Genomic DNA, 12,851 nt, shown 5'->3' with positions numbered 1-12,851 from the left:
GGTGCTTATCAAAATGTATCGGTAACCATCTGGTAGGTCTTATAACCCCCGGTCAGATTGCGAGCCTGAAAACCATTTTGTACCAACATGCGATAAGCAACATGTCCGCGCAAACCGACTTGGCAAGCCACCAAAATTTCTTTATCGACGGGTAGCGTATATAAGCGATCCCGTAACTCATCGAGTGGAATGTTCAACGCATTAGGAAAGGAGCCTGACGCTTCCAGCTCTGACGGATTGCGAACATCCAGCACAACGTGATCAGCAGCTCCCAGCAATAGTTCTTCTGTGTGACAAATAGCCTCATCACCATTCATCACATTACTGGCGACCATGCCCGCCTGATTCACCACATCTCGCGCCGAGCCAAAAGGTGGCGCATACGTCAGTTCCAGATCGGCCAACTGCTGAACGGTCATCCGAGCGCGTTGCGCAACAGCTAAAACATCAATTCGTTTGTCGATACCATCCAAACCAGCTGCCTGTGCACCCAGGATCTGACCATCCATTGGATCAAACAGTAATTTCAAGGTCACCGGGTGAGCTCCGGGGTAGTAACTGGCATGGCTAGCGGTATGTACATAAATCTTTTCATAGGCCATATTCAGTCGCTTGAGTGTTTTTTCATTCAAGCCTGTACTGCCAATTGCCATGTCAAACACTTTGCAGATCGCGGTGCCTTGTGTCCGGTGATAATGCTCGTGGCGACCGAGCATATTATCGGCCGCAATACGTCCTTGCCGATTGGCCGGACCAGCCAACGGCACCAGCGCCGCGTCGCCGGTAACGAAGTTCTCCGTTTCCACAACATCGCCAACCGCATAAATATCTGGTTCAGACGTTTGCATGGCGCTGTTAACCTTGATGCCGCCCAGAACACCTAATTCCAAGCCAGCTTGAGCAGCTAACGTTGTTTCAGGTTTTACCCCAATGGCCAAGATCACCATTCCGGTCTGCAACATATCGCCGGAACTCAGAATCAGATCCAGGTTATGGCTATGTGTGACGGTTTCGTCATACACTGCGGTCGCTTCAGGCTCGGCTGGATAAAAATCAGCAGTAGAAATGGCGGACAAACCGGTCTTAAGGCGCAAATCGATGCCTTTTTCACATATATGGCGGTGTAACATATTGGCCATTTCACGATCAACAGGAGCCATTACCTGATCAGAGAGCTCCAATAAGGTTACTTTGATCCCTCGATGGTGCAGTGCTTCAACCATCTCCAACCCAATAAAACCACCCCCGACAACCGTGGCATGTTTAGGTTTTTCTGCGGCTAGTGCGACAAGGATTTTATCCATATCCGGTATATTGCGCAGACTGTATACATGATGACTATTAATGCCAGGTATTGGCGGTTTGATAGGTGATGCGCCAGGGCTTAATAACAACTTATCATAAGACTCCTGATAGGTTTCCCCCGTCAACATATGCCGGGCGGTTATCGTTTTATTTTGGGCATCAATGTTTATAACTTCATTAAACACACGGACATCGACATTGAATCTGTTTTTGAAACTATCAGGAGTTTGAAGTAACAAGGCATCCCGCGACACTATTTCACCACTGATATGGTATGGCAAACCACAGTTTGCAAAGGATACAAATTCCCCACGCTCAAGAACTATGATTTCCGCATCTTCCGCAACTCGTCGCGCCCGTGCAGCGGCTGAAGCTCCACCGGCGACCCCACCAACAATTACAATTTTCGTCATATGTAATTCCTTACTGTATTTCAATTAACGAGCTCTTATTCCGGTTGGCACAATTCAGCAGCAAACACCGCTTTTACTGTTCGAACCGCCAACCAAGTCAATAAAATAGTCAACAGACATAACAGCACGGCCGATATGGCTTGAAAAAACAGATGTGATGTCAGATGAGCCATCCTCATGGAGGCAATAGTTAATGCTGCTAGCGGAAAAGAATATGCCCATGAAGAGATAAAAAAAGGCACTTTAATGAATCTGGATATGTTCATCGCCAGTAATAGGCCAAGGAAAAGTGCAATGTAATAAATAACCCGTGCAAAAACATCGAGTTCACCAACTAGACTTATATAGGAGATAAATCCGACTGATGGTGGTGCCAATAGAATAAATAACATAGGCGTCATTCGAGCGGGCAATGGCTCATGAAAGAACAGTCGATACATGATGATCGTCAACAATACGATCCAAAAAATGATCCCGATGCTAAAGCAAAACCAGCTCAACTCGGTATAGCCCAGCTGACTACCGGTAATAGGAATAATAATGTTGCCCACCACAGGGATAAACCAGCTTGGATTCGCATGTGATAGTGTGTAGTGAGTGTGGTGGATCCAACTGCTCATCACATACAAGGTGAGAGTGATTTGCAAGGCAACCCCTATCATCCACAAATAGGTTGCAACCATGGTTTCCTGTTGCCAAACGACTGAAAGCAACAACAGGCTAATAGAAAATGCAGGGAAAAAATTTATGCGAACCGGGTGGCGAATTTCTTCAAGAACAGCCTCCGGATAACGCCATGCCTTAATAGCATAAATGATAGATATTACCACCATGCCAACGGATGTGACATAAGCCAGAATAAGCCATATTACAGAATTATGGAAAAATAAGCTGTCCGCGCCTTTCCATGCCAATGTGAAACCAGATAATCCCATAACCACAGAAAAAAACGATATTGGGAAAAGGGTAATTCTGGACACATCCGAACCTGACTTGGTTAATGTTTCGTTTGGATTCATTTTTTAGTCACCACTATTAGGTAGGTGATTTAAAACCACTGCATTAGTCATCGCTACTGCAATTGGTTTATCACCAAAAAAATTCGCCATCACGCCCATGCAAATACATTGAAGCATATGGATGCTCAGGAATTACATATAAAACATTCATCCCAGAAACAGCAGGGGAATCATGAAAAAAGCTAATATTAAGAGCCGAACCATTATCCAAGTTATAAAAACCTGACTGTATATCTACTCAATATACAGTCAAATACACTTGTTTGTTGCCAACACATCGGTGAGACAATACAGCTAATATTAGTGTTTCAATGTGGTTCGTTGCTCGGGTTCAGCGGTATTAGCTCAGGAATGACGGCAGCGTCCATGACCTCGGCCTTGATTCTGCCCCTGACGGCAGTGTGATTTTGCCTGGTGATGTTGCTCATTGGACTGGCAACAATGTCCCGCAGGCTCGCTTCCTTCATGATTGCAGCCGCAACCGCCTGACTTCTTCTTTGCCTCGTGATTCAAGGATTGGCGTCCTTGACTCGCTTGATTGAGTTGTATTAGGCCACTGGCGACTGGATCACCCAGCTCACTAGCCAAACGACGTCCACAATTGGTCTGGTAAACCGCAAACTGCCGGGCTAACAACTTACCCAACATCTGTTCGCCAATATTGCGAACGACGACTTGGTTAACCCGTTGTTCCGCCAACAGGTCGACCATTTTCTGTTTCCCTGCACAATTGGCGGCCAGTGCAGGGTTATCAACGCGATTTATTTCAACTCCTCGCTCATCCAGAAACACCAGGCAATTAGCTTTGGTGAAATGGCTTGCGACCCGATCATCATTCATTGGAATTGCAGTGATCATTTTTTGTATCTCCTTCGTCCTCAAGGTGCATCATGAGCGCCTTGCCCTGGGTCAAACAGTCTACAACCTTGAAACGAGCTGCTTTCAGGACATTGGCGAGTGTCTGCCGGGAAACCCCCATCTCTACCGCCGCTTCCTGCTACTGCATGCTGAGTAAATCGACCAAACGCAATGCTTCAAACTCATCATCTTTCAAGCGCACCTGCTCCAGTTGGCTCATGGGCCGAGCATTAGGCTTGAAGCAACTATCTGCTGGGCGGCCACAGATATTGCGTGGGATCTTGGGTCTAGCCATGGGGGCTCCTTGTTGGCATATGCTATATATACACTTTGAATATAGCATATGCAATATTCAATTATGATAATGATGAAATCTGTCTAACTTGTTACAAACACGGGTGCATCAACTAGTGATGTAAAATAACTATATATTTCATATAGTTATATATTAATGGCGGAAGGCCGTTCACGATCCGACGATAAACTCAGTGCTATCATAATGAAATTTGAGGAAATATATGCACTACCACCAATACTATCCCATTGACGTGGTAAATGGACTTGGAACGCGTTGTTCATTGTTTGTTTCGAGCTGCGAACATCAGTGTAACGGTTGTTACAACCAATCAACATGGCGGTTGGACTCAGAGCATCTCTTTACCCAGGAAATGAGCGATCGAATTATTTCTGATTGACATTTCAGTGACATCAATGTGCGAAGAAGAAGGCTTAGCCTCTCAGGTGGAGACCCGCTTCATCCGGTTAATATTGCCAAGATACTTACGCTGGTGACCCGAGTAAGAAATTAGTGTCCTGGAAAATATATATGGTGTTGGACCGGCGGCTACAGCCTGGGTGAATTGACAGTGAATCAACTTACTGTAGTTGATGTCTTGATTGATAGAAAATTCGTTGCCGAAATTGCGGACCCTAGTTTGGTCTGGCGAGGAAGTAGCAACCAAGTAATTCATGAATTTGATCGCTTAGGCGCATGGTGGCAACAAGGCTCCTGACCCCTTTCGATCCTCGTCAGTCCAAAAGATCTACGAAAGGCTAAAAGAATAGAACGCGCACAATACCAAGATTGGGTGAGATCAGAGGAATGTAGAAAAAATCGTTCTTGAGATCGCTTCAGGCGCTGGACAACCTGCTTGCGTGTTTACTGCGTAGTTGCGTTATGGGAGTACCCAGCCCTATAACCTTATGCACATGACATCAATCAGCATTTACTCGCTATGAGTAATCCCGCTACTCCAACTCAGTTTCGAATCCATGTCACTGCCGATGAATCTCATCTTGGGGGTTATCAGTACACCGCCAACAGCAAAAGATTTCGTGGTACTTAACACACTGGTCAGGTTAATGCGATTGAGTGGTCAAGTCTGATGAGATTGAATGGTCAAGTAAGAGCGATTACCCACAAATGCCATTCCGTTTTAACCGGATGGGCATCGATTGTAATATCGACAGAGGGGTAGATTCCCTGACTTCCTCCCCATAAAAATCTCTCTTGGCCAAACAGACATTTTAGCCGTATGCGTTAATAAGTATGGAGGGCGGTGACGCAAAAGCATCGGACTGGACATTGTAATTGTTTCCGAGACGTTTCTGCTACAACATCATTCTCTTCAATATTAACACTTTTATTTTGTCTATTTCCTCAGCATAAATTAATATGCCTTACCAATTATGGCGTAAAATGCCTAATCAAATAACAAATTCACTCGATTCCTACTACTAATTTTATATGATTATCGGCTGGTAACTTTGAAATAATATAAAACAAACATAATGACTACATTTATAAAGCCGAAAGATATTTATTTTTCAATGAAGATATTTTGTCTGTTCTTTTTTTTATTCAATAAAAATGTGATATTAATCATACTCCATGGCTGTGTGAAAGTGATATTTGATCACAGATCAATCCTGAAAATTTAGGAGTAATACACTATGAATCATCTGGAGCTACAGGCAATGCGCCAGCTTTTTCTGTTGAGTGTAGAGGAAGCTGCGCTCCATATTGCTGGAGATGGGAACACCGAGCAATGGTTAATGTGGGAAAGAGGGGAAAAGGACATTCCTCCCTCGGTTATTGAAAAACTATCTCACCTTAATAAGGAAAGAAAAGAGAGGATTAACGCTATCATTAAAAAAATAAATAATCGAATTGGTAATAACACCATGCGATCCTTTATCGATTTTGATGCGTTTCTTTCGGTTTATACGGATGGTGACTTTTTGGAATGGAAGGTGTATCAATCCGTCGCCAATGAGCTTTATTCCCGCGATCTGGAACGATTGTGTTGAAGGGATAGATAAATGATAAATACGATCATACTTGTGGGACCCCGCGCGTCAGGAAAAACGACAGTAGGAAAGATGCTTGCAAGATGTTTGAAGCTTAGCTTTGTTGACACGGATGAAATGGTACAGAGAAAAACCCATAAAACGATTGCACAGATTGTCGATGAACAGGGCTGGGATGCCTTCCGTATGATCGAAAGCCAAATATTGAAGGAAGTTGCCATTTCCGGTTATATCGTCGCTACTGGTGGGGGAATGGTGATTTCAGAGATGAATCGTAATTATATAAAAAATAAAGGTATTGTGTTTTATCTTTCAACATCGGTCGAGATGGTGATCAGGCGTCTCGAATCCAATCCGGCGGTAAACCAGCGTCCTTCGCTGACGGGGCTATCCATTACCGATGAGATTTCCGATGTGATCAGAATACGTGATCCGCTTTATCATGATGCGGCCCATTATGTGATTAATGCCAACGAAGAAAAAGAACAGGTTGTCGAGGAGATTAAGTCTATATACCGTGCATTGCTGAATGACGCTGCCAACGATGTCCCTCGTCTGTCTCCCATTGAGAGGGCTACTCATTCAGAATAGCATCTATAGCGTTCTCATTGACTCATAATATTCGACAAGGGAACAGAACGTTGGATAAATTCTGTTTCTGGTAATGTATACGCTATTTTTAGAGTATTTCAAAAATAGCGTATACATGTTGCATTTATGTCCTTATTTATGTGAACTAAAATGGTTTTTTTATTTTATTTATGTCACTTGGCTCACAATATTATTTATCATCGGTTTCCCTATAGAAATAATCTATGAGTTTTGAATAAAAAATTAATTATTTATTGTGCTAAAGAGTTGGTAATATAAAAGATATCGAAATATTTTATTCTGGAGTCTACTCGTGACCATTTAAGAGCATGTTTTTCTATCTTCACTATGTCAGATATTTTACCGTGAAGTGTGGGGAAGATGAATAGTCACACCTGTTTTTTACCGCTTACTTTATTCATTGGAATAACACTAAAAAATCGTATTGTCATACTTTCGATAAGCAGGATTTTGGGCTGTAAGGTTTTTGAAAGACAGGAATCATTTATAAATTTTCAGGCTCTGCGCTGAGAACCCAGGAGAGAAACAAGATTATCACTCATTCAATGGACTACGCATTTTTAACATCCGGGCAGGGAAGATAATACCGGTCATTGCATCAAAAGCATCCTTTTCTGAACCGAAGGCCTGTATGAAAAATCGCTATATACCGACTGCGTTCGGGTTATATCTTAACTACCTGGTGCATGGGATGGGTGTCATATTGATGAGCCTGAATATGCAGCACCTGGAGCACCAGTGGCAAACTGATGCAGCTGGCGTGTCGATCGTCATTTCGTCATTAGGGATCGGTCGGCTAAGTTTGCTGTTGTTCGCCGGTTCGCTTTCAGACCGATTTGGTCGTAAGCCTTTTGTCTACCTGGGAATAATTTTCTATCTGGTGTTCTTTCTGGGTATCCTTGGTACGAAGAGTATCGCCGTCGCATACTGCTTTGGCCTTATGGCTGGCATGGCAAACAGTTTTCTTGATTCCGGCACCTATCCGACATTGATGGAAGCGTTTCCCAACAGCCCTGGCACAGCTAATATCCTCATTAAAGCATTCGTTTCCTGCGGACAATTTCTGTTACCGATGGTGATTAGCGTATTGGTTTGGGCTAATCTCTGGTTCGGCTGGTCGTTCCTGACTGCTGCTGGCATCATGTTGCTAAACGCGATATGTCTGTTCCGGCATCCTTTTCCCCCTTTTCGTCCTACACCTAAAGTAGATAAAAAACCGAACACGTCAGCGCAAAGGCGCACTAACGGTTGCACCTGTTCTAAACTGGATCTCGTTAGTTTCATTGTTTATGGATACATTTCCATGGCCACCTTCTATCTGGTCAGCCAGTGGTTGGCACAGTATGGACAGTTTGTGGTGGGTATGCCCTATGAGATGTCGATCAAATTGCTGAGTCTTTACACCGTAGGTTCCCTGTCGGGGGTTTTTATTACCGCTAGTCTGGCGAAGAAAGTCACCAATTCCAGTATGGTGTTGATGCTCTGTACGTTTGTCTCATTCATCACACTGTTGTTTGTGTGTCTGCACCCGACCGTCGCGACAGTGTTCGTGTTTGCCTTTGTGATTGGTTTTTCTGCTGCGGGAGGCGTCTTGCAATTGGGGTTAACGATCATGGCGCTCCGTTTTCCCCATGCAAAAGGGAAGGCTACTGCTATCTATTACAGTGCGGGCAGCTTGGCTACTTTCACTGTCCCTTTGATTACCGCCTGGCTGTCGCAAATCAGTATCGCCAGTATCATGTGGTTTGATGTCGGCCTCGCCGCTGTCGGTTTCCTGACAGCACTGTTTATTGGTTATCGTGACATGGAAGCGCGCATCAGCATGAATCAGATAGAGATTTAATGCCTGGCTGACAGGGAAGAACACACCGGGATATTTACATTCCTACTGTATCGACTGACAGGAACTTAATATGAACTGCTTAAAGGACTCCGCCGCCGGCGATAGTATTCTGTCCTTGTGCGTCGCCAGATAGACATAACGGGTCTGTCCAGGATCCTGAATGCGCATAACATGCACATTGGAGTGAGCCAGTGTGCTGATGCGCGGCATGATGGCGATACCATAATTAATGCCAACCAAGCCCACCATTGCCATGTCCTCTTCTACATAGCAGGCAATTTCAGGGATCAGTTTTTTCTGCATGAATATTTTATCGATGAATTGGCGCAAGCCGCTTTTCTGCGAAAAGAAAATAAACGGATAGGAGATAGCTTCCTCCAGCTTGATTTCGCTGTCATGGCGCTGTGCCAACGGGTGATCGCGGGCGGTAACCAACACCAGTTCCTGGCTGATTAACGGAGTAAATTCCACATCCGTTTCATCCTCAATATGGGAACAAAGCGCCATATCGAATTTGTCTTCCTTGAGTTCCTTTACAATAGACAGGGTTGTTCCTTGAAAAAAGGAAAAACGCTTATTTTTATTATCTGGAATGTGAATAAAACGATCTATTAGCTGTGGCACCACTGTTTCGCCCATAGTGTAAATAAAGGCCAGATTGATGACGCCATCGTTGGCACCACACATTTTCTGCTGATGCGCCGTGCGATAAATGCGTCCATATCCGTGAGATAAACAGCATCGCTGCGGCGTTTCAACATTTGCAAAAGAATTACAATTCCAGCGCGTTCTACTTCCTCTGAGCACCTACCGGAGAATACAGTCGATAACCCAACGCCATAGAGAGTCTATACGTCCGGCTGAGCGGGCCAGTTGATATCAGGTGCAACCGAAACATCGACGGCTTTCACAGTCTTCTTGTAGTTCATCCATGCAGCTAGTTTCGTTTTGTCGTTATCGCTAATGTCGCCCAGCATCAACTCCACCCGCCAGTCGGACGTTACTTCATCGACCAAAGTGAGCAAAACCCGTTGTTGCTGTTCTGCAGCTTCCACTAATTCCTTGTGCGTAACAATGGGAGGTATTGGTTCATGAAATGCTTTCCCATCGTATAGCCAACCGATGCCTATTGATGTGTCAGCAAGAATGGCATTACCACCGTCTGCTTTCCACTCTGTTACCCCATCCCACACAACTGTATTAATCACGACACCATCATTTACAACAGCATATACATTAGACATTATGCGTACTCCCAAATAATCACACAGCCTTGTGTACCAGAACCACCAGGCATTCCTGGCTGACCAGAACCAGAACAAGCACCGCCGCCTCCCGCACCATAACCTAAGCCATTCGCACCGCTTGCCAAATCATTACCGCTTCGATAACGGGGAATACCACCACGACCTAACGGTGAATCAGCGCCCCGACCAGAGATAAGAAATGTTCCCATGATGATCCCTGGCGTACTTACTGCACCGTGAACTTTTTCGAGGAGAATGCCGCTAGCGTCAACAACCGGTGCATCAGCAGATGAGCTGAATTCCGATGAGCAAACGCTATTAGCTGGAAATGAGTTAGACCCTCTACTCATTTTTCCACCTGGACACCTTAGTAGCGTTCCTAAGATTGTATCCCCTCCAGAGGCACCTTCTTCTTTTGCTGCTGTACCCACAGCCGATGTTCCGGCTTCCCCCCCGGCCCCTGCAGCCCCAATAGTGACGGACACTGGGGCAGATGGGGCTGGGAATCTAGCCTTTCCATAGGAGCCAGAAACACCACCGCCTGCAGCTGAGTACAGATTTGCTGTCGGAGATGACGAACCACCTCCACCAGCCCCACCACCGACCGCCTCAACAATAATATATTTTGCCCCAATGCTTGGCGTGTAAACACCGGAAGAAGTAAAAAGCTGAACATTAACCAGTCTGCCTGTGCCATCACCTAAACCAAGGTTTTTGACAAAGAGCGCTGGGTCAGGAATATCTGCGCCGTTCTGGTCTTTGGCCAGCTTTTCCGCCAGCTTGTTCAGCACGGTGGTCGCAAAGTTCGGATCGTTTCCAAGAGCGTCCGCCAGCTCTTTCAGCGTATCCAGGGTCTCTGGTGCTGTGCCAGCAAGAGCCGCAATCGCTCTTGCCACAAACTCTGTCGTCACCAGTTTTTTACTGTTGTCGTTAGCAGCTGGCGTGGGGGCTGTCGGCGTGCCGGTGAATGTTGGGCTGGCCTTCGGCGCGTACTGGGTATGAGGGTCGGCTGCCGCGATGTGTGCAGCCAGGTCTGCTCCGCCTTTTTCGACCTTCTGCTTAAGGTATGACGTGCGGCTGGCCAGCTGTTTAGCCTGACGGTTAGATATCCCGTCAGGCCCGCCCAGAACGGGGTCAGAGACCTCGATTTGGTAGACGCCTTCTTCCCACTGCGGGGTTTCGGGTAGGTTTGCCATAGTTAACTGCTCCCGTGGTTATAGCTGCCGTCATAATTGACGGTGTTGTTGTAGCGAATAGCGACAGACTGATACTCCAGGCTCGCCAGATGGCAGCGGGCCGGAGCAAAGGCTGCTAGCGTCTGGCGTAACAGCGCCGCCTGATCGTTAGTGATGGGTTGCTGAAGAATGACGCGATAAACCGCCCAGGCTTCAACATCGCCATGGACGAAAAGCCCGTTGTAAGTATGTTTGCCGTCGTAGCCGATCTGACCAGTACCTTCAATCAGATCCACTTCACCGAAGCCGAAACGGCGGATGATTTCCCGGATTGACCACGGCGTCCCTTTATAGCGGTGCAGCTCGATGGCGGATTTGATAAGCGTGCGACGTACATCATCCGATTCCGCCAGCTCCCAGCCATCGCCGAACAACGAGAATTGCTCGCCCAGCCATGGCAGCGCGGAGCTGTCGACAATATCGACCAGATAGACCATCAGTACGCTCAGGTCGATGTTGTCCAGCCGCCCGGCCAGTCTGCCCAGTACTCTGAGGCTGATATCACCCTCAAGCGGTGGCGGGAGTTGTAGCGGCTCAGCCATCGGACACCCCGGTCATGTTGAGAGTGATCGCGGTGCAGTTTGCCCATTCGTTTTCTGCCACCACCCTCAGCGCGGGTGTCACCAGTTCGACCTGGTAGACCCCGGCAACGGACAGCACGCTGATAATCTGACTGGGGACAATATCGCGGCCCAGTGCTGCGGTACGGGACGCCACCCAGTTCTGTATGGCACTGTTAGCGGTGTCTTTTATCGAGTTGGCATCCTGGTCACGGTAGATCGTGATGTTGGCTTCAATGGTGTAATCCACCTGCACTGGCGTTTTAGCCCGCACGGTATCAGTAAGTGGCCTGACTTTTTCGTCCGAACAGAAACTCTCAACCAGTGTGAGGATGCTGTCATCCGGCAGGCCGGTACTGAGTAGCGGATACAGCTCAACTGTGCCCGGAACCGGGGAGAGCACGGCAACGTCGACGATATTGGGATGGGCCTGCATGGCATGAAAGCGGTATGCCTTACGGCTTCCGGCATTCGTGAACGATTCCGGGGCCAGTTTGATGCGCTCGCGCAGCCTGTCGTTGTCTTCCTGTTCTGAGCCGCCAGAACTGGCCGCCAGATTGGTCACCTGCAGGTCAACGTTATCAATCTCATCGAGCAACTGACTGACCTGCGCAGGTTGCCATCCGTTGCCAGCGACGCCCGGTTCGGTACAGGTGGCCGTGGTGTTGACCAGCAGCAACCCGGCCTTCAGCACCACGTCCGTATCGGTGGAAAATATAATGCTGTCGGAGGCACTGACGCGGGTACCAGCCGGGATCAGCACATCAATGGCCAGTTCCTCCTCCACGGAGAACTGGAGTGGGATAGAGGCAGGCTGCGCGGCCAGACGATACACACCGACCAGTTCACCGAGGTAATCAATCATCGGTTCACGGGCAAAGGCGACCAGATTCTGTTTGGCCGCTTCCTGCGCCGCCACCCTGACCAGCATTTCGCGGTATGCCCACAGGTCAATCAGCAGGCGCTCGGCCTGAGCGGGATACAGCGTTTTACCGGTTGCGGCTTCGTACTGCGCAATCATTTCAGCCGTGATTTTATCGGCATCGCGTTCAATAAAGTCGGGTTCTGTCAGCGCCATAGCAGCTCCTGAGTCCGGGTCTGTCCGTCAGAGCCTTTCCAGCTCACCCGGAGCGTAAGATGTTCGCCGTCAACGGCGGGTTTAACCGACATAAGCTGGCAGCGAGGCTCCCAGCGCCGAATGGCATCGACGGACTCGCGCACCACATGCGGGATAGCCCGGTCGATGGGCCAGTCAATATAAAGGTGCAGATTGCTGCCGAACTCCGGGCGATGCGGGTCGCTGCCGCGAGGAGTACGCAGGATAATTTGGATGGCCTGCCAGATATCATCCAGCCCTTGGACAATTTCGCCGGGGGCCTGCAGGGCCGGTTGCCAGAATACGGAGGTTGTTTTCATAGGGGCAGTATTGCCCTTGCGCGGGAACGCCGA

At 47.5% G+C, this 12,851-nt stretch carries 11 protein-coding genes and 3 pseudogenes; 4 read left to right on the top strand and 10 right to left on the bottom strand.

The genetic code is table 11. From position 1 onward, the window contains the following. Nucleotides 1-8 precede the first annotated feature (8 nt). From PCO85_14505 to PCO85_14490, 4 genes and pseudogenes are all read right to left on the bottom strand, one after another. Complete coding sequence (locus tag PCO85_14505) at nt 9-1,718, bottom strand: FAD-dependent oxidoreductase (protein ID WJV52440.1); 1,710 nt, start codon at nt 1,716-1,718, stop codon at nt 9-11. A 35-nt stretch (nt 1,719-1,753) separates the two neighbouring features. Beyond that, entirely contained in the window at nt 1,754-2,737 is a 984-nt protein-coding gene (locus PCO85_14500) for an SLAC1 anion channel family protein (protein WJV52439.1), read from the bottom strand. A 345-nt stretch (nt 2,738-3,082) separates the two neighbouring features. Next, nucleotides 3,083-3,595, bottom strand: coding sequence for a NifB/NifX family molybdenum-iron cluster-binding protein (locus PCO85_14495; protein WJV52438.1), 513 nt, complete (start codon nt 3,593-3,595; stop codon nt 3,083-3,085). Beyond that, a pseudogene (locus PCO85_14490) lies at nt 3,570-3,890 on the bottom strand (DUF134 domain-containing protein). The gene PCO85_14495 and the pseudogene PCO85_14490 overlap by 26 nt, the downstream one beginning before the upstream one ends. Before the next feature lie 223 nt (nt 3,891-4,113). Between PCO85_14490 and nrdG the strand changes: the two are divergent. The 4 genes and pseudogenes from nrdG (at nt 4,114) to PCO85_14470 (ending at nt 8,360) form a co-directional block, all read left to right on the top strand. Further along, nucleotides 4,114-4,608: pseudogene (gene nrdG / locus PCO85_14485) on the top strand (anaerobic ribonucleoside-triphosphate reductase-activating protein). 940 nt (nt 4,609-5,548) lie between these two features. Further along, nucleotides 5,549-5,905 carry a DUF1870 family protein gene (locus tag PCO85_14480; GenBank protein ID WJV52437.1) on the top strand — a complete coding sequence of 119 codons (357 nt, stop codon included), beginning with the start codon at nt 5,549-5,551 and terminating at the stop codon, nt 5,903-5,905. 12 nt (nt 5,906-5,917) lie between these two features. Continuing rightward, nucleotides 5,918-6,496: a shikimate kinase AroL gene (gene aroL, locus PCO85_14475; GenBank protein WJV52436.1), complete on the top strand. Its 579-nt coding sequence runs from the start codon at nt 5,918-5,920 to the stop codon at nt 6,494-6,496. Between the two features lie 652 nt (nt 6,497-7,148). Further along, nucleotides 7,149-8,360 carry an MFS transporter gene (locus tag PCO85_14470; protein ID WJV52435.1) on the top strand — a complete coding sequence of 404 codons (1,212 nt, stop codon included), beginning with the start codon at nt 7,149-7,151 and terminating at the stop codon, nt 8,358-8,360. A gap of 42 nt (nt 8,361-8,402) precedes the next feature. Here PCO85_14470 and PCO85_14465 read toward each other — a convergent pair whose 3' ends face one another. From PCO85_14465 to PCO85_14440, 6 genes and pseudogenes are all read right to left on the bottom strand, one after another. Then, nucleotides 8,403-9,047 carry a LysR substrate-binding domain-containing protein gene (locus tag PCO85_14465; GenBank protein WJV52434.1) on the bottom strand — a complete coding sequence of 215 codons (645 nt, stop codon included), beginning with the start codon at nt 9,045-9,047 and terminating at the stop codon, nt 8,403-8,405. A gap of 161 nt (nt 9,048-9,208) precedes the next feature. After that, on the bottom strand, nt 9,209-9,604 hold the full coding sequence (locus tag PCO85_14460; GenBank protein WJV52433.1) for a tail fiber assembly protein: 396 nt from the start codon (nt 9,602-9,604) through the stop codon (nt 9,209-9,211). 692 nt (nt 9,605-10,296) lie between these two features. Further along, nucleotides 10,297-10,803, bottom strand: a pseudogene (locus PCO85_14455) (phage tail protein). Between the two features lie 2 nt (nt 10,804-10,805). After that, entirely contained in the window at nt 10,806-11,384 is a 579-nt protein-coding gene (locus PCO85_14450; GenBank protein ID WJV52432.1) for a phage tail protein I, read from the bottom strand. After that, complete coding sequence (locus tag PCO85_14445) at nt 11,377-12,480, bottom strand: baseplate J/gp47 family protein (GenBank protein WJV52431.1); 1,104 nt, start codon at nt 12,478-12,480, stop codon at nt 11,377-11,379. Before PCO85_14445 ends, PCO85_14450 begins: the two co-directional genes overlap by 8 nt. After that, a complete protein-coding gene (locus PCO85_14440) occupies nt 12,471-12,818 on the bottom strand; it encodes a GPW/gp25 family protein (GenBank protein ID WJV52430.1) in 348 nt (115 codons plus the stop codon). The genes PCO85_14445 and PCO85_14440 overlap by 10 nt, the downstream gene beginning before the upstream one ends. Nucleotides 12,819-12,851 lie beyond the last annotated feature (33 nt).

Source organism: Prodigiosinella aquatilis, from assembly GCA_030388725.1.
Taxonomy (GTDB): Bacteria; Pseudomonadota; Gammaproteobacteria; order Enterobacterales; family Enterobacteriaceae; genus Prodigiosinella; species Prodigiosinella aquatilis.
The sequence above is the reverse complement of the archived record's forward strand: the minus strand, read 5'-3'. Positions and strand labels throughout refer to the sequence as shown.